This is a genomic window from Pseudomonas sp. NPDC086278, assembly GCF_050280905.1.
In the GTDB taxonomy this organism is placed as follows: Bacteria; Pseudomonadota; Gammaproteobacteria; order Pseudomonadales; family Pseudomonadaceae; genus Aquipseudomonas.
On the sequence record NZ_JBNNWE010000008.1, the window covers coordinates 36,704 to 54,889 of the forward strand.

Here is an 18,186-nt window from a genome sequence, read left to right on the forward strand (position 1 = left end):
TCCTTGTGGTGTTTACCGCTTTAAAACCGCCAATCGAGGCTCAACCCGACGCCATGGCTCTTCTCGCGGCTGGCGAGTTGGCCGTTGTAATCGAGGTTCAGGCGAATCTCCCGGCTCAGCGCCAGGCTGGCATGCGCGCCGACCAGCGCCGCATCGCGCACCATCGGCGAACTCTCCACGGAAAACGCGCTGCTGCCGCTGGCAAATGCCAGGTGCTCTTCGGCATCGGTGCTGCTCAGGTTGTGCTGCCAGCCGAGGCTGCCGCTCAGGTCGAGTTGCTGCCTGCTGGAAAGATTGAGGGTCTTCAGCGCCCGCACGCCAAGGGTGCCGAGCACCGCATCACGCTGATCGCCGTGGCTTTTCAGCGCGGCGGCGTCACCCTTCTCGGTGAAACCTTCAGTGTCGAGATGCACGTAGGCCAGGTTGGCGAACGGCTCCAGCGCCAGCGGTTGCAGGTTCAGCCGATACGCCGCTTCGCTGAACACCTGGGTGGTGCCGGCATCGACTTTGGCTTTTTGTTTGGCGCCGACCTCGCCGTATTGCAGGTCGCGCTTGACGTCGGCGCGATGCCAGCTGTACGCGCCGCCCGCGCTCAGCCGCCAGGCCCCCGATTCGCGACCGGCATAAGCAACCAAGTGATAGCTGTCGACCTTGGCCGATGAGTGCGTGCCCGAGCCCATGCTGACCGAGCTGTCGCTGTAGCCGGTGACCAGGCCGATGCGGGTTTGTTCATCGAGCGCGCCATCGACACCGGCGAGCAAGCCGCCAATCGACGTCGTATAACCGGCCGTGTCATGCCGGTCGTCGGTCTTGCCCCAGGCACCCAACGCTTTGATCCAGCCATTGCCCTGAGCGCCCTTCGCGTCGACAAGACGTTCGCCCACGGCGTCGCGCAGGTAACGGCTGTCGTTGATCAACACACTGCTCAATGCCGGATAGATCTCCCCGGACAATTGCTGGAACGCCTGTTGCGCAGAACTGGCGGACGGCGACAGCAGCAGACTTTCGTAGACCGGGTTCCCCGCGCCAAGCCCTTCGACGGCGCCGCCGACAGCACGCTGGTTCGGCGTTTGCCCGACGCTGGCAAACGAGGTGGCGTTGCGCTCGACACTCAACTGCACAGCGCTCGCGGCGTAATCGAGGCTGCCGCCAATGAACAGGTAATTGGGCAACACCGCACCGAACCGGCCTTGAATGCCACCGGCCGCTTGCAGGATGTTGTACTGATGCCCGAGCAGGCTCTGCACTTCGGTAGTGCTGAGCAAGGTCGGGCTGTTTTCCAGCGACAGGCTGACCGTGGCGCCATCGATCACCGCGGTGCCGCCCGCAACCACTTGATCGCTGCGGGTGGGCGACAATTCCACCGCGTAGGTCGAGCCGCGCGCGAAGGTCACGTCACCGGCCACTTGCAGCGTGCCGATGGAATTGCCCGGCGCTACGGTGCCGCCGCTGTTGGCGGTCAGTGCACCAATGCGCCCCGAACCGCCCAGCGTGCCACCGGCGTTGACGGTCACCGCGGACACCAGCGAACCGTTCACCGCAAGCAAACCACCGTTGACCGTGGTCGGTCCGCGATAGGTGTTGTCGCCGGTCAGCATCAGGCGTCCGGCACCGGACTTGATCAGGCTGCCGGCATACACGCGAGTCGCAGCGGCAGCATCGCGCGCCATGCCGATCGCGTAATCGGTCTGATCCTGTTGACTGGCGCCCACCGGCACACCGTTCTCCCAGCCTTTGCTCTTCAGCGTCTGCTGCCAGCCGCCGTGCTCGGCGAGGTCTTCGGATTGGCGCTGGATCAGCGCTTTATCGGTGATGCCATTGCTCCAGACATCGCTTTGCCCTGCCCCCAGATTTGCTTCGAAGCGCCCGAGCAGTTGCCCCGGCCCGCGCATCGCCCGGTCCAGGTTGGCGACGCCCCAGCCGACCACCGTAGTCGGCGCCTCGGTGACCGAGCCGTCGAGCTGGGTCGCGGTGGTCAGCAAGGTCTCCAGCGCTTGCTGGTTGCTCATGTACGGGTAACGTTCCATCACCAGCGCCAGCGCGCCGGTGGCATGGGGCGCCGACATCGACGTGCCGGATTTGATCGCGTAACCGCCATCGGGAACGGTGCTGTCGATCTTCGCGCCCGGGGTGGTGATGCACCAGTATTTGGCGATCCCGCACTGGTTGTACTTCTGCTGATTGCTTTGATCCAGCCCCGACACGGCCAGCCAATGGCCTTCCAGGTCCGGCTGAAAATACGGCAGCGCCGAGCGCACGCTGGCGTTGGGGTAGCCGCTATTGCCGGCGCTGAACACGTTGATCACGCCACGCCGCGAAACGTCGGCCGCGGCATCGAGCCAGGTGCCCTTGTTCCAGTGCTGGGCGTAAGCGGCGTGCAGATCATCGAGGGTGCGGTAACTGACATCCGGTGGCTGGCTGCCCCAGCTGTTGTTGATCGCGCGCACGCCAGCGTCGACCAAGGCGTTGTACACCGCTTTGAAGTAGCGCGGGTCCGGGTTGGGACCGAACAGAAAACTGTCGTTCTGGTTGGTGTTGCCGACGTAGAGCTGCGCGTTGTACGCCACCCCGTGCATGCCGCTGCCATCGCGAGACGCGGCAATGGTGCCGGCGACGTGGGTGCCGTGGGAGTCGTTGTTGGGGTTGAGCGTGCCGTTGACGTTGAACAGCGAGCCATCGACATAGCTGCCGCTGGCGTTCACCGCGTGGTAACGGTCGGCGGCGAACTCGGGATGCGCCGCATCGAAGCCGGAATCGAGTTCGCCGATTTTCACGCCTTTGCCGGTGATGCCGGCGGCGTAGGCTTGATCGGCCTGCATCCGGCCCAGGCCCCAGTCGCGCTGGAATTCTGCGCTGCGCCAACTGGCGGCATCACCGCGCACACCGGTTTCCAGATAATTGGCCTGGGCCATGCCGGACGCAGATGAAATCAAAAGCAATAGCGTGCCGACCGGGATCGGCTTGAGGTGGACTTCCGTGTTCATGACTTCTCGCTTTTATTGTTTTAAATAATCGCTGCCGCACCCTGCGGTCTTTTTTTGGGGCGGTTATTGGGTCCTCGGGCCCTGACCGAACGCTTCGTCGACCTTGGCCAGATCCTGCTCGCTCAAAGTCCCGGCGTAGTAATGCAATTTGGTCCAGGCCATCAAATAGTCGTAGCGCGTCTGGGCCAGATCCCGGCGCGTGGTGTAGAGCTGTTGTTCGGCGTTCAGCGCATCGAGGTTGACCCGCTCGCCGCCCAGAATGCTCTGCTTGGTCGACACCACCAGGGCCTCGGCCGAGGTCAAGGCTTTCTGGTAGGCGCGCAATTTGTTCACACCCGACAGGCACGCACTGAACTGGCGACGCAACTGGATCAGGGTTTCCCGGGTTTTGCCGTCCAGTTCGTACTCTGCCTGTTCCATGGTGCGGCTGGCCTGACGGGTCGAGGCCGAAACCCCGCCACCGGCGTACAGCGGCACATTGACTTCGATGCCGATGGTGTTGGTGTCGTAACGCTGGTTGTAGGTGTTGCCGCTTTCCGATTCGTTCTGCCGCACCGACGCGTAGGCGCTGACTTTGGGCAAGTGGCCGGCGCGGTTGCGTTCCACTTCATAGCGCGCCACCTCTACCGCCTGGCGTTGGGACGCGAGGTTCGGGTTGTTGGCCACGGCCATCTCATGCCAGGTGTCGTAGTTCGCCGGTTGCAGGCTGAAGGTCTGGAAGTTCTGGTCCAGTGGCGCCAGGTCCGCGATGTCGATGGTCGCCACGCCAATCAGCGCCCCCAGCTCACGCAATGCCGCGTCTTGCTCGTTGCGCGCCTCGATCTCCTCGGCGGTCGCCAGCTCGTAGCGCGATTCGGCCTCGAGGATATCGGTGCGCGTGCCCTCGCCCTGGCGAAACATGTGCTCGTTCTGCTGGAATTGCTGCTCAAAAGCTTTCTTCTTGGCCTGCGCAATGTCGATCTGGTCTTGAGCGAACAGCGCCTTGGTGTAGTTTTCCAGCACGCGAACCAGCAGTTCCTGACTCTTGCCGCGAAAGGCTTCGTCGGCAAACAACGACTGCGCCACGCCTTTGCGGTACGCCGCATAGGCTTCGTAATCGATCAAGGGTTGTTGCAGGGTCAAGGTCGAGCCGTAACTGCTGTAATTGCGCTCATCACTCTGGTTTTGCCCACGCTCATTGAGGTAGGTGACCTTGGAAGTGTTGCGTCCCTTGTTGTAGTTGTAACCCAGCTTGGGCAGCAACCCGGCGCGGCCGATAACGCGGTTCTCCAGGCCGGCATCGCGCTCCTTGATGGCGCCGAGGAACACCGGGTCATTGCGCAACGCTTGCTCATAGACATCGAACGGCCCCATCGCCATCACGCTGTTGCATGTCAGCAACGCGAGGGTGGCGGCGAGCATGGAAAGCTTATTCATACAGCCGAACATCCTTATTCCTCAGTCAACGCGGAGCCTGCCCGGTCGAGCAGTGGTTTAAACAGGTAGTTGAGGAGTGAACGCTCACCCGTGCGCACGAACATTTCCGCGGGCATGCCGGGCTTGATCACCAGGCCGTTGAGTTTTTCCATGGCCTGATCGCTGACGCTGCTGCGCAGCACGTAATACGGTGCGCCGGTTTTCTCGTCGACCATCTGGTCGGCGGAGATCAGGCTCACTTCGCCGGACACGCGGGGGGTGCGGCTCTGGTTGAACGCGGTAAACAGGATGTCGACCGGCAAGTGCGTGCCGACCTTGTCGATCAGGTTGATCGGCAAGTGACCTTCCACTTCCAGTCGCGTGCCCTGCGGCACGATTTCCAGCAGGGTTTCGCCTTGGCGCACCACCGCGCCTTCCGTGTGAACCCCGAGGTTGACCGCGATGCCGTCGGCGGTGGCGATGATTTCGCTGTGCTGCAAGTCAAAACCGGCGGACGTCAGTTGCTCCTCCAGGGTGACGCTTTTGAGTTGGGCGTCGGCCAGTTGCGTGCGGACTTCCTTCTGGTATTCCTCGTTGTGCTGTTGCAGTTTCAGTCGCGATTCAAGGATGCCCTGCTCCACGCGACCGCTTTCACCGGTGTTTTCCGCCAGTTGCTGTTGCACTTGCGACAGTTGGCGCTGGTATTCCATCAAGCGGTTGCGCGGGATGTAGCCGTTGTCCGCGAGCGGTTGCAGGTTGCTCAATTGCTGTTGCAGGGAGCTGGCCTGCGCCGTCAGGTCGGTACGGGCGCGGCGCATGCCCGCCAGTTGCGCGCTGGCGCCTTCGATGTTGGCGCGCAACGCTGCCTGCTCGCGGGAAAAGGCTTCGCGGCGGCTGCTGAACAATTGCCGCTGACCTTCGAGCACCAGCGCCAGACGCGGGTCGGGATCGTTGCTCAATGCAGCCGGGAAATTCACCTGCTTGAGGTTATCCCGCTCGGCCTGCCACCGCGCCAGGCTGGCCCAGGCCATGCGGTATTGCGCCTGCGTCGATTGCACATCGGCGGCGACTTGCGTGCGGTCGAGCTGGAACAGTGGCTGCCCTTGCTTCACCACCTCGCCTTCGCGCACCAGAATCCGGCTGACCACGCCATTGCTCATGGACTGCACGGCTTTGCGCTTGCCCGACACCACGACGGTGCCTTGAACGGGAATACCTTGATCGAGCGGCGCGAGGCTGGCCCAGGTGAAAAAACTGCCGGCGCCGACAAGGGCCAGAATCCAGCCCATTCGCGCGAAATAACCCGCGTCGCGTTCCGGGCGTTGGGCGATGTAATCGTGTTCCATCGTGGCTTCGTTTTCAGTGTTCATGCGTGCGCTGCTCATACACCCGAATTCCTTGTCGTGGGCGGATACTGTCGGCTCATGCTGAGCCCGCCCGGTGTCTGCGCGGCCTTGTCCCGCTGCTGTTCTTGCGCGCCAGACAGTGCCTTGAGCACTTCCTGACTCGGGCCGAATGCTTGCAAACGCCCTTCGTTGAGCACCAGCAACTTGTCGGCCTGGGCCAGCGCCGAGGAGCGATGGGTGACCAGAATCACGCTGGTGCCTTGAGCTTTCATCTGCGCGATAGCGCTGGCCAGTGCGGCTTCACCGACCGTATCGAGGTTGGAATTGGGCTCATCCAGCACCACCAGACGCGGGTTGCCGTACAGCGCGCGGGCCAGTGCAACGCGCTGCTTCTGACCGCCGGACAAGCCGCTGCCGTCCTCGCCGAGCACGGTGTCGTAACCTTGCGGCATGCGCAAAATCAAGTCATGAACGCCGGCCTGCTGCGCGGCTTCGACGACTTTCTGCGGGTTGGCTTCGCTGAAACGAGCGATGTTTTCGGCAATGCTGCCGCTGAACAATTCGATGTCTTGCGGCAGATAACCGATGTGCGGGCCGAGGTCATCACGGTTCCAGCGATGAATGTCCGCGCCGTCCAGTCGCACCGTGCCGCCAAGGGCCGGCCACACACCGACCAGCACCCGGGCCAGCGTCGATTTGCCGGAGCCGGACGCGCCCAGCACGCCCATCACTTCACCTGCACCGAGGCTGAAGTTGACCATGTGCAAGGTCGCCGCCCGTTGCCCCGGAGGCGCTGCGCTGACTTGTTCGAAGCTGATCTGGCCTATCGGGGCCGGCAACGCCATGGCCTCGTCACTTGGCGGGAAGGCTTGCAGCAACGCATCGAGGCGGCGGTAAGCGAGTTTGGCGCCGCTCCACTGTTTCCACACCGCGATCAGCTGATCGATGGGGCTGAGGACGCGGCCCATCAGGATCGAACCGGCGATCATCATCCCGGCCGTCATCTCGCCCTTGATCACCAGCAGCGCGCCCAAGCCCAGCACCAGCGATTGCAGGCACAGGCGCAAGGTTTTGCTCAGGGAGCTAATCACTGCGCCCGTGTCACTGGCCTGATTCTGCAAGCCAAGAAAACGCGAATGCACCTGAAACCAGCGTTTGCGCAACGCCCCGAGCATGCCCATCGCCTGAATGGTCTCGGCGTTTTGCAAGTGGCTGGTTGCCAGTTGGCTGGACTTCTGGGAAAACCCGGCGGCTTCGCCCAGGGGCTTTTTGGTCATGGCCTCGTTGAGGAACGCCAAGGCAATCAACAGCACCGCGCCCACGGTCGCAAACACACCGAGCCAGACGTTGAACAGGTAAATCACAAACAGATACACCGGAAACCATGGCGCATCGAAGAAGGCAAACAGCGCCGGGCCGGTGACGAACTGGCGAATATGCGTCAGATCACCCAGCGATTGCCCGGCATTACCCTCGCCCTTGAACAGGTTGCGCTCGAACGCAGCTTGATAGACCCGCAGATTGAAGCGGCGCTCCAGTTGGCTGCCGATGCGGATGACGATGAAACTGCGCACCGTTTCCAGCAAACCGATAAATAAGAAGAAACCGATCACCATCAACGACAACATGGTCAAGGTGGTTTCATTTTGCGAAGACAGCACGCGGTCATAGACCTGGAGCATATAAATCGACGGCACCAGCATCAACACGTTAATTAACGCAGTGAAACAACCGACACTGATCAGGATGCTCTTGTAATCGCCCAATGCCTTGAACAGGGGTGCGGTGGCTGGAGCCTTCGCCATCTTCATTGATAATTCCCGAGATATTATTTCCCCGCCCTGTTATGGCGAGATTTCAATTACTGTCCGCCCACGGGTCAAACTAGTCGTTACCCGACGCCGCTTACAAATCAATAACAACTTCCATGTGCTATTCACGTTCAATTTTTACCAGGCGTTTATTGCTCGCACTGTCGGGCTTTATATTCATCAATTGATTTCGATTGGCTACATTGGCTTATTGCGTACTGCGCTGGAGTGTTATCAGCCCGCCCGATTTCAAAGTGCTTTTGTAAAGCCCCTCATGCTGTCGGCTGAAGAACAGGATTCTTGAGCCTTCTTTGCCGGTAATGGCAATACCGTCAGGCTCGGTAAACCAGCCAATGGCGGGTTCTTCCAACCAGCTACCGAGACACTCGGCGCCTGCGCCCAGGGTCTGGTTCGCTTGCAACTCGACCATGCAAACGTTCGAGGGCTTGTCTTGCAGCGCTTGAGACTCGAGCGTGTCTTGACTGGCGACCAGGGTCGCTTGCCATTTCCCGGCCAATTGCGAGGGGTCGGCTAATTTCAGGCTGCTTGCCATGGCTGTATCTCCAAGAACCAACATCAGCGTCGCCAACAGCCATGCGGTTTTTTTGTAGGTAAAAGCGTTACGGATCATAGGACGTTGTACTCCGGCGTGCAGCTTACTCCCGGCGAGTCGGGAAGCAAGGACAGAGCACGGCGCACAAGGCGCCGCACTCCTTTCTTGCCTTGAATCAGGCCGCGATGTCCGAGAACGCCGCCTGGCCAACGGTGCTGACCAGGAAATCAGCCACGCCGTGCCCGGAGAAGTCCACCGACAACAGGCTGTTACCGCCCGAAGAGGTCAACACTGCGTCGCCGGCCGCACCCGTGAATGCGCTCACGAAATGCAGGCCTGCGCCTTTGGTGATGCCGGTCAGGTCGATCTTGTCCAGACCACTGACAAAGTCGAGGATCTGATCGACCGCGCCCGCTTTGGAATCGTTGCTGGCCGTAAACACAAACGTGTCTGAACCGGCGCCGCCCCACAATTTGTCCGCTCCGCCCGCGCCGAAGAGGATGTCGTTGCCGGCACCGCCCTTCAGTTCGTTCGAGACGCCGTTGCCAATCAGCAGATCGTTGCCCGAACCACCGATTGCGTTTTCGACGGTGACGCCCTTGGCGATGGACACGTTGCCCACCATGCCGCCAACGTCGGAGAACGAGGCCTCATTGAGGTTGATCTTCTGGTTCTGAGTGAAGCCGGAGAAGTCCAGGGTGTCCTTGCCGCCCGCGTCCCATACCGAGAACACGACCTTGTCCGACGACGAAGACGCGCTGAGGAAATCGCGGCCGGCGTTGGAGTTGAAGCCGTAGGTGGTGTCACCGGTGCGGGTGGTGGTGTTGGCGCCGTAGAGCTTCTGGATCGCGGCAATGTCGTCCATCAACGGGCCGGACGAATAGGCTTCGACGCCGCCCTTGCTGAAGTTCTGGTTGGTGTTGCTTTCGCTCCAGTAGCTCATGACGCTGTAACCGCGGGTGTCTTGCCCGTAGGTGGCGTCGTTGTAGGACGGCGCGCCTTCGCCGGCGTTGTAGTCGCCGGGGTGAGCCAGGCCGAGGGTGTGACCGATTTCGTGAGTCAGGGTCTGACGGCCGTAATTGTTCAGGTCCGGCGTCTTGTTCGGCGTGTAGCTGCTGTTGGTCAGGTACCAGGAGGTCCCGTCATAACCCGCGCCGGTGCCCGGCAGGTAGGCGAACGCTGCCGCGCCGTCCTGGCCGCCGCTGTAGTTGCCGAAGGTCATGTGACCGTCGCCACCAGTGGCCTTCTCGGTGAAGGTGACATTGGCGACGTCTGCCCAGGATTGCATGGCGAGCACGGCCTGGGTTTTCTGCTGAGTGCTGAACTGACTGAACCCGGTGATCCCGTGCTTGTTCATGGTGCTCGACGACGCCGAGGTCAGGAACGTGTAGGTCAGTTCGATTTTGCCGCTGCCGTCCTTGTCCTGGTAGGCAGCCCCGTCGCGCAGCAATTGGGTGGCTGCCTGGTCGACGGAATAGGAGGGTTTGCCATTGACCGTGAGATTGCCGCCGCGGTCATATTGATGGCTGAAGCTATCGATCTGGTTATACGCAGAACTGGCAGCAGCCAGTGCGTGCGAGGATGCAAAGGCCTGTCCGGCAAGATCAATAGCGTTGTTTTCAACTTTCGACATAAACACACTTCCTTGTTCAGCAATGGAACAGTTTTTGTCAGATAGCGACAATCTCTGGCGAGATCGTCCTATCACTCGCCCAAATGAAGGCGAAAGAAAACTGACACAATTCGAAATCAGACGTCTACATTTTTTTTGACGTCAATTTGAGTTGTTCTGGCGAACTCCCGAAAACAATGCCTGTGCGGTCGAAATATTGTTTTATTGCAGGGGTGTTTGTGCAAATTGTCTGACGATTGGATATTTAAATATTAAATAGCGGTGCGTTATTTTTTGTCGAAGACGTCTCACTTTTTCGAACTTATTAATATGAGTGCCAGTGGATTGATATCAATGTCTATCGCGTATCAATGAAATGTTAGTGTCGCCATCGGCGCGTCCTGTGCAGATCAAAAATCAAATGTAGCGCTTGCGATACCCAGCCTGTTGCCTGGCAACAGATAGATGAAGCCCGCCGTTTATTGCATGAAACCTTCCATGAAACCCGCCACGCCGCTGGCCAGTTTGCGGCGCCACGGCGAAGTGGCCGGGTTGGCCAGGGTCTGGTCTTCGTGGACGAAGCTGCGGATGATCGCGTTGTAACCGAGCCAGCGGCACGGTTCCGGCTCCCACGCCTTTAGCGTGTCGAGGCCGCCCTGCGGCATGACCCACGGCTGACGAACCAGCTCGGTATCGCGCTCGAGAATCAGATCAGCCAGCGTCCTGCCTCCCAGATTGCTGGCACCGACGCCCTCCCCGCCATAACCGCCAGACAAGGCGATGCCGCTGGCGCGATCACAGAGCATGTGCGGTTTGAAACGCCGCGACATGCCGAGATTGCCGCCCCAGGCGTGGGTGATCTGCACGTTCTTGAGTTGCGGGAACAGTTCGCCGAACAGATAACGCCGCAGTTCCACCTCGCTGGTGGTCAGGTCGAAGTCATGGCGTAACCGGCCGGCGAACTGGTAGCCGCCGCGCGCGCCGAATATCAGGCGATTGTCCGCGGTACGTTGACCGTAAGTGACTTGGCGGCTGCTCTCACTGAAGGCTTGTCCGCGACTCAGGCCGATTTCGTCCCAAGTCGCCGCGGACAACGGTTCGGTCGCCACTATCAAGCTTTGCACCGGCAACTGATAACGGCCCAGCGGCGGCAGCGTGACCGCGTAACCTTCTACCGCCGGCACCACCCAACGGCCGCGAACGGTCGCCTGCGCAGTACGCACCCTGCCCGACTGCCAATGAGTGACCGGACTGTTCTCATAAATCTTGACGCCCATGCGCTCCACCGTTTTGGCCAACCCCCGAACCAACTTTGCCGGGTGAATGGTCGCCACGTGCGGTGCATAGATACCGCCATAAGGCTTCGCCACTCTGATCTGTTGCGCCAGTTGCTCGGGGCTGAGCCAGCGATAATCGCTTTCGGTCAGGCCTTGGCGGTAGAGCGTGTCCAGATAGTGCCGCAGGCTCACCTCCTGCTCGGGATAACGCGCGGCGCAATATAGCGCCCCGCCTTTACGAAAATCACAGTCAATCCCTTCGCGTTCGATGACGATCTCGACTTCATCGGGAATTCCGTGCAGCAGATCGAACGAAGCTCGGCGTTGATCGGCTGACAAGTTCGCCAATAGGCGGTCTTCGCCCAGCAAATTGCCCATCAGCCAGCCGCCATTGCGTCCCGACGCGCCGAAACCGGCGGTTTGCGCTTCGATGATGGCGATGTCCAGCCCCGGCGCCAGGCGCTTGAGGTAATACGCGGTCCAGAGCCCGGTGTATCCGGCGCCGACTATCACCACGTCGACATCCCGGTCCTGTTCCAGCGCCGCACGCGCCAGCAACGGCTCGTCGAGCTGGTCCATCCATAAACTGATCTTGCTCCACGCCGCCATTCGAGACTCCGCCCATCAAACTTTCGATGGCGTCGATCCTAATGCCTGGGCTCAGAGGCTGTCTTGCGCGCGTGCACGCAAAGAAATGTGTTTGAGGTAGGCCTTGGGCGACAGGCCGGTGTGCCGACGGAAGCAACTGTAGAACGCCGACAGCGAATTGAAACCGGCGGCAAATGCCAGTTCATCGACCCGCACTGGCTGGGTTGCGCTATCCAGCGCGGCGAGCAAATGCTGCAAGCGCGCTTGGTTGACGTAGCGGTAGAAGCTTTGGCCAAGCACCTGATTCAGCAGATAGGAGATCTGGTTACGGCTGTAGCCGCACTCCTGCGCCACCTGTTGCAGGTCGAGTGCCGGGTCCAGATAAGGTTGCTGGCGCTGGAAGTATTGCTGCAGGTCTTCGGCCATGAAGCCCAACTGACGAGGCGAAAGCCCCAATCGGCTGACGGCCGGGCGTGAATTCGCTGCGGTGCTGCTTTGCGGTTGCTCGCGCACCAGTGAGGCGTATTCGTTGACCCGCCAGATCAAGCCGTCGCGCACGGTGATCGCCTCGCTGGAGCGGAATGACACCAGCCCTTCGCCGCCACGCAACGTCATCTGGTACTGAATGAACGCGGTGTTACCGTCCAGGCGAATACGATCCGAATGCTCCAGCGCTTCGTCGGGGTTGCGCGGCATGCTGTCGCGCACGTACTCGGGCAATTCGTCGAGGCCCATCACGCGGTTCTGGAAAAAATCGTGGTACTGAATGTCCGGGTGATACAGCGCCATGACGCCCTGCAGATCCCGGTGTTTCCAGCACAAGTGATAGCGCATGACCGTCTCGCCCGTGGCCTGGGTTTGCGACGGCCCATCATCGTCGGCGTGCATATAGGGTCTCGGCGAAATAGCTGGAGCTTGCCGAAGTTCGGTCAGCGGTTCAATGGCCAGGCCGACCACCCGCGAATCGACTCAACACTGGCGTGTGATCCATATCAAAGAATCGCAAGCAATCGCCAAACGGACTGAAAAAAATCACATGGTTTTCACATCCGGATGCTACTTTTAACGCAGTCACCGGTTGAGCCATTGAAGGCTCTTCCCTCCTAACATGAGCTAAAGGAAGCGCTCGATGAAGAAGGCGGGCAACACATGAATAAAGGTTCGTTCAGCAAGGTTACATTTCCAAACGCCTGCCAGCTGATGCGCTGGCATTTTCATCCCATGGGATTCGAGGCGAGCATGGACGCGCCGGGCAGCATGATTGCCCGTCTGTTTGACCGCGAGAGTGGCGAGACCATGATCGCCATTGCGGGTATTCCTTGCGCTACCGTGATGAATGCCGCAGACGTTGAGCGAATCATCGAAGCGGTCGAAGATGAACTTGAAGCGTTCATTCCATCGGCGACCCTCAAGAGTTATGCCTGAACGTATACCCCCCAGCCAAAAGCCCACGTGATGTGGGCTTTTTTGTGAGCGCGACTTTTACTTGATGCCCTGCCGGTGATCGGCGAAGAACGCCTTGCCCTTACCGATCCGGTCTGACGCCTTGGGCATGTTCGCCGCCTGGGTGTCCTGGCTTTCGACATACCAGTAGCAATGACTCACTGCCCGAGTGATGCCGACGTAAGCCAGCCGCAGGACTTCGTCTTTTTGCGCGCTGTCGTAGGCTTCCTTGTCGCCGGGCTTGCCCAATCCCGCCATGCGATAGACCTGGTTCTTGTACGGCGAACTGGTCAGATGCTGGCAATCGCCCAACAGGAACACCGCGTCCGCTTGCAGGCCTTTGGCACTGTGGTAGGTCAGCTGCTTTATGCGTCGCGCCTCGTACGGCAAGCTCGAATCAACATTAACTACAGACTGTATATGTTGCTCAATCAATGACTTATCGCTGCTTTTTCGATAAAGCATCAAGATCGAATCGCCCTGCCGGTAATGTTCGATCAGGCGCTGCGCCATGGCCTGATCGTCACGATCCAGCACGTTGACCGGCAACAATGGCTTTGGCTCACCACTGGCCTTGGCCTTTTTGCCGGCAATCGCCGGAGCCGCTCGCACGATGTGTTCGGCCGCGTCGATGATGTGTTGATGGCTGCGGTAGTTGTCACTGAGCATGACTTTGGTGGTGCCTGGCGATGGGAATTCCTTGCTGAATTCCATGAAGTACGTCGGTGAACTGCCGCGCCAGCCGTAAATCGACTGCCAATCATCGCCCACGCAGAGCAATGACGAACGCTGCGCCCAGCGCCCCACGTGCATCGCCGGGCCGCGGCTACGGATCTCGGTCAGGCTGGCGCGAATCCACGAGACGATCTGTGGCGATACGTCCTGAAATTCATCGATCATCAGGTGCGACATCGGTCGCAACAGCTCATCGCTCAGCAATTTGAGGTTTTCCGGCGAATGCTCGCTGAACAGCGCAAACATCCGGTTGTACGTCATCACCGGCGGTTTCTGATCCAGCAGGTGGTCCTCCAGGGCGCGCCAGAACAGGCTCAACGCCTCGAAAAAAAACCGGTCCGGGTCATCTTTCGCAAAACTCATCTGGCCTACCGCGCCAGGCACATCCAGGCCCAGGTTCTCGATGAACCCGGCGGCAGCGACGAAACCGTCCAGCAGCGGCGCCGAACCCAGCTCACCTTTAACCTTGTAATCGAACCCCGGCCCAGCGCTGGCATCACCGGCCAGCGAAGCCAAAACGCGCTTTGATGATTCGTAACTATCGATCCATATCAAAGGCTTGCGGCAGAAAGCTTGAAACAGGGTGCGCTTTACGGCCCACTCTGCCCTGACGCTCAGCTTGGCCTTCGGGCGACTGAGCTGCGGATTCTCGCGTGGGTCAAACCCCAACACGACCCACGCGTCCAGCGTCGGGATGTACCCGTGACAATGAAAGGTCGAACCATTGATGTCGAACCGCTGGCGATTCGGCTCAATGCCCTTGATCGGCCACGCGCCGGCACGAAACCACAGGTCTTCGACGGCGTCGCACAGTTCTTCATCGCGCTTGGCGGCCAGTTCGGTGACGGCCATGCGTTTCTGTACGTCGGGGTGATCGCGCTCCAGCTCCTTGAGTTGCAGGGCATGGCGGGACAACGGCTTGATCAGCTCGCGGAAACGTTCATCGCGAGTAAACAGGCTGTGATAGCAGGTGTTCAATTGTTGGCGCTGGGCATCATTGATGCGCAGGTCAAACGGGTTGCTGTCAACGTCGTCATCGCCGTTGTGCGGGCGGTTGCCAAGGTTTTCGAACGCCTGTAGCCGCTCAAACCCCGGCAAGCTGCGCACCATCGGCAGAATTCGAGAGTGGAAGGTGCGCACCAAGTCACGGGCGTCCTTGAAGCTCAGGGCCCGGCCCCACAGGCCAAACAATTCGATCAGTTTATTAATGAAGTCTTTGCGCGACTCGCGGGTGAACGTGACGACGGTCATCGAATCGAGTTCGAACCCCAAATAGTGAGTCAGCAGCAGGATGCGCAGCACCAGCGTGGTCGACTTGCCTGCGCCCGCTCCGGCGATCACCGAAGTCGAGGGTGTGTCGCTGAAGATCATCTTCCATTGGGCCGTGCTCGGCTGGCCGTGAGCGGGCAGTAACCGAGTGACATCAGCCTTCATTCGCTTTTTCACTTCGGCGCTCAAGGGCAGTCGCCAGTCGTCGAACAGGTTGTCATCGATGTTGGGCGGCCGATGCTCGGTCGAGCGGGAATCACGGATCAACAACACCTGCCGGCCTTCTTCCAGCCCTTCAAGCTTGCCTTCTCTGAAGCCGTAATCCACGCCCGCGGTGTGACCGCTGCGAAAGCCATCGGACTGGCCGTGCAACCATGACGCACGGTGTTGGGCGCGCAGTTTGGTCAGGCCATGGCCAAAGAACCGGGCGGCAAGGCGCTTGAGCAATGGCATCTCGGCCAAGGGGCGCAGTTCAGGAGGAAGATCGGAGGTGTGTTGCGGCACGCGGACTGACTCCAGGGTGTGAGGCTGTTGGGCGCCATGGTGTCTGTATTTGCACTTGAGTTCTAGTGAAATGCTTACAGGTCATTGGCTTATGCGATGAAGTGAAGGCTGCATGAGAATGTTTCGAGGCTGTCAGATATCAAATTATTCGATGGTAATGAGGCAGTTTTTACGCTTTTTATCGATCTGTGCCTGATAGATGATGCCCGCCATCAACCACCCTTTTCAGGAGACGATCATGCTCGAACTCAGACCCTTCAACTCCCTGGGCGGCGCCCATCACGGCTGGTTGGATGCTCATCACCACTTTTCGTTCGCCGAGTACCACGATCCGAAACGCATGAATTGGGGCAACTTGCGCGTGTGGAACGACGACATCATTGCCGCCGGCACCGGTTTCCCGAAACACCCGCACCGGGACATGGAAATCATCACTTATGTCCGGGAAGGCGCGATTACTCACGAAGACAACCTTGGCAACCGAGGCCGCACCGAGGCCGGTGACGTTCAGGTCATGAGCGCTGGCACCGGGATTGCGCACAGCGAGTACAACCTGGAGTCGGCCGAGACCAAGATCTTTCAGATCTGGATCATCCCGAACGAAGTCGGCTCGGCACCTTCCTGGGGCGCCAAGCCGTTTCCAAAAGGCCAGCGCGAAGGCTTCGTGACGCTCGCGAGCGGCAAGGCTGGCGACGATCAAAGCCTGCGCATTCGTGCCGATGCCCGTTTGGTGGCGGCCAATTTGAAAGCCGGGGAAAGTGCGGAATATCGTCTGGATAACGGACGCCGTGCCTACCTCGTGCCAGCCACGGGTGTCATTGAAGTCAATGGCTTGCGTGCACAAGCTCGAGACGGCGTTGCGGTTGCCAATGAGCAGGTGCTGCGAGTGACCGCCGTCGAGGACAGTGAAATCGTCCTGGTAGATCTGGCTTGATGCGCTAACCAGCAGACAAAAAAAGGGGCGACCGTGATGGTCGCCCCTTTTTCATTCCAATACCCAACTGATCAGTAGCCGCCCAATCACTTCGCAGCGATTGCGCCATCCACCAGCGTCTGGGCTTCAGCCACCAATTGCTTGAGGTGATCTTCACTCACGAAGCTTTCGGCGTAGATTTTGTAGATGTCTTCGGTGCCCGACGGGCGCGCCGCGAACCAGCCGTTCTCGGTCATCACCTTCAATCCGCCAATGGCCTGGTCGTTGCCCGGCGCATGGCTGAGGATGCTCTGAATCTTTTCGCCCGCCAGTTGCGTCGAGGTGACTTGATCGGGCGACAACTTGCTCAGCAGGGCTTTCTGCTCAGGGTTGGCCTTGGCGTCCACCCGAACCGAGAATGGCTCGCCGAGTTCGTCGGTCAAAGCGCGATAAGCCTGGCTTGGATCGCGCCCCGTACGCGCGGTCATTTCCGCCGCCAACAAGGCGGGTATCAAACCGTCCTTGTCGGTGCTCCAGACGCCGCCGTCCTTGCGCAGGAACGAGGCGCCAGCGCTTTCTTCGCCGCCGAAACCCAGAGAACCGTCGAACAGACCGTCGGCGAACCATTTGAAACCGACTGGCACTTCGTACAGGCGACGGCCCAAACGCTTGGCCACGCGATCGATCAAGCCACTGCTGACCACGGTTTTGCCCACGGCAGCGTCGGCGCGCCACTGCGGACGGTTCTGAAACAGGTAATCAATCGTCACCGCGAGGTAGCTGTTCGGGGCCAGCAGACCACCGGACGGCGTCACGATGCCGTGGCGGTCGTGATCAGGGTCGCAGGCAAACGCGACGTCGAAGCGCTCTTTCAGCCCGATCAGGCCTTGCATCGCATGACTCGACGACGGGTCCATGCGGATCTGCCCGTCCCAGTCGACTGTCATGAAACGGAAGGTCGAATCGACCTGTTTGTTGACCACTTCCAGGTCCAGCCGGTAATGCTCGGCAATCGCCGACCAGTAGCGCACTCCGGCCCCGCCCAGCGGATCGACACCCAGATGCAGTTTGGCGTCGCGGATCGCGTCGAAATCGATCACGTTGATCAGGTCCGCCACGTAAGTGTTGAGGTAGTCGTGGCGATGAGTCGTGTCGGCCTTCAGCGCTTGCTCGTAACTGATGCGCTTGACGCCCGCGAGCTTGGCCGCCAGCAGTTCGTTGGCCTTGGCTTCGATCCACTTGGTGATGTGTGTATCGGCCGGACCGCCATTGGTTGGGTTGTATTTGTAGCCACCACTTTGCGGCGGGTTGTGCGAAGGCGTAATGACGATGCCGTCTGCCAGGCCCGAAGTGCGGCCGCGGTTGTAGCAGAGAATTGCATGGGAAATAGCAGGCGTCGGTGTGTACTCGTCATTCTCGGCGATCATCACGTTGACGCCGTTCGCGGCCAGGACTTCCAGTGCGCTGGCGCCGGCCGGGGTGGACAACGCGTGGGTGTCGATCCCGACAAACAATGGGCCGTCGATACCTTGCGCTTCGCGATACAGGCAAATCGCCTGGCTGATCGCCAGAACGTGCCATTCGTTGAAGCTCAGGTCGAACGAGCTGCCGCGGTGCCCGGAGGTGCCGAACGCCACGCGCTGAGTCGACACCGACGCATCAGGCCGGCCGGTGTAATAGGCCGTGACCAGTCGCGGGATGTCGACCAACAGTTCTGCCGGTGCCGGTTTGCCCGCAAAAGGACTGATTGTCATGC

General features: G+C 60.1%; 12 protein-coding genes. 2 read left to right on the forward strand and 10 right to left on the reverse strand.

Annotation, left to right across the window (positions count from 1 at the left end):
* Positions 1-20: 20 nt before the first annotated feature.
* The 8 genes from ACQKP4_RS04365 to ACQKP4_RS04400 form a co-directional block, all read right to left on the reverse strand.
* Positions 21-2,984 carry an autotransporter domain-containing protein gene (locus tag ACQKP4_RS04365; RefSeq protein WP_427630751.1) on the reverse strand — a complete coding sequence of 988 codons (2,964 nt, stop codon included), beginning with the start codon at positions 2,982-2,984 and terminating at the stop codon, positions 21-23.
* Between the two features lie 63 nt (positions 2,985-3,047).
* Positions 3,048-4,412 carry a TolC family outer membrane protein gene (locus ACQKP4_RS04370; protein WP_427630753.1) on the reverse strand — a complete coding sequence of 455 codons (1,365 nt, stop codon included), beginning with the start codon at positions 4,410-4,412 and terminating at the stop codon, positions 3,048-3,050.
* Positions 4,413-4,414: 2 nt separating this feature from the next.
* Positions 4,415-5,764, reverse strand: a complete 1,350-nt coding sequence (locus tag ACQKP4_RS04375) for an HlyD family type I secretion periplasmic adaptor subunit (protein ID WP_427630755.1) — start codon at positions 5,762-5,764, stop codon at positions 4,415-4,417.
* Entirely contained in the window at positions 5,761-7,536 is a 1,776-nt protein-coding gene (locus ACQKP4_RS04380; RefSeq protein WP_427630757.1) for a type I secretion system permease/ATPase, read from the reverse strand. Before ACQKP4_RS04380 ends, ACQKP4_RS04375 begins: the two co-directional genes overlap by 4 nt.
* 208 nt (positions 7,537-7,744) lie before the next feature.
* Positions 7,745-8,167, reverse strand: a complete 423-nt coding sequence (locus tag ACQKP4_RS04385) for an AprI/Inh family metalloprotease inhibitor (RefSeq protein WP_427630759.1) — start codon at positions 8,165-8,167, stop codon at positions 7,745-7,747.
* Positions 8,168-8,264: 97 nt separating this feature from the next.
* Complete coding sequence (locus ACQKP4_RS04390; RefSeq protein ID WP_427630760.1) at positions 8,265-9,722, reverse strand: serralysin family metalloprotease; 1,458 nt, start codon at positions 9,720-9,722, stop codon at positions 8,265-8,267.
* 458 nt (positions 9,723-10,180) lie between these two features.
* Complete coding sequence (locus ACQKP4_RS04395; RefSeq protein ID WP_427630762.1) at positions 10,181-11,587, reverse strand: NAD(P)/FAD-dependent oxidoreductase; 1,407 nt, start codon at positions 11,585-11,587, stop codon at positions 10,181-10,183.
* A gap of 51 nt (positions 11,588-11,638) precedes the next feature.
* Entirely contained in the window at positions 11,639-12,454 is an 816-nt protein-coding gene (locus tag ACQKP4_RS04400; RefSeq protein WP_427630764.1) for a helix-turn-helix domain-containing protein, read from the reverse strand.
* 261 nt (positions 12,455-12,715) lie between these two features.
* Between ACQKP4_RS04400 and ACQKP4_RS04405 the strand changes: the two genes are divergently transcribed.
* Positions 12,716-12,991 carry a DUF1652 domain-containing protein gene (locus ACQKP4_RS04405; RefSeq protein ID WP_427630766.1) on the forward strand — a complete coding sequence of 92 codons (276 nt, stop codon included), beginning with the start codon at positions 12,716-12,718 and terminating at the stop codon, positions 12,989-12,991.
* A gap of 57 nt (positions 12,992-13,048) precedes the next feature.
* Here ACQKP4_RS04405 and ACQKP4_RS04410 read toward each other — a convergent pair whose 3' ends face one another.
* Positions 13,049-15,517 carry a UvrD-helicase domain-containing protein gene (locus tag ACQKP4_RS04410; protein ID WP_427630768.1) on the reverse strand — a complete coding sequence of 823 codons (2,469 nt, stop codon included), beginning with the start codon at positions 15,515-15,517 and terminating at the stop codon, positions 13,049-13,051.
* Between the two features lie 238 nt (positions 15,518-15,755).
* On the opposite strand from ACQKP4_RS04410, the gene ACQKP4_RS04415 reads away from it, so the two are divergent.
* Positions 15,756-16,451, forward strand: a complete 696-nt coding sequence (locus tag ACQKP4_RS04415; protein WP_427630770.1) for a pirin family protein — start codon at positions 15,756-15,758, stop codon at positions 16,449-16,451.
* A gap of 86 nt (positions 16,452-16,537) precedes the next feature.
* Here the strand turns inward: ACQKP4_RS04415 and pgm are convergent, their stop codons facing one another.
* Complete coding sequence (pgm, locus tag ACQKP4_RS04420) at positions 16,538-18,184, reverse strand: phosphoglucomutase (alpha-D-glucose-1,6-bisphosphate-dependent) (protein ID WP_427630772.1); 1,647 nt, start codon at positions 18,182-18,184, stop codon at positions 16,538-16,540.
* Between the last annotated feature and the right edge of the window lie 2 nt (positions 18,185-18,186).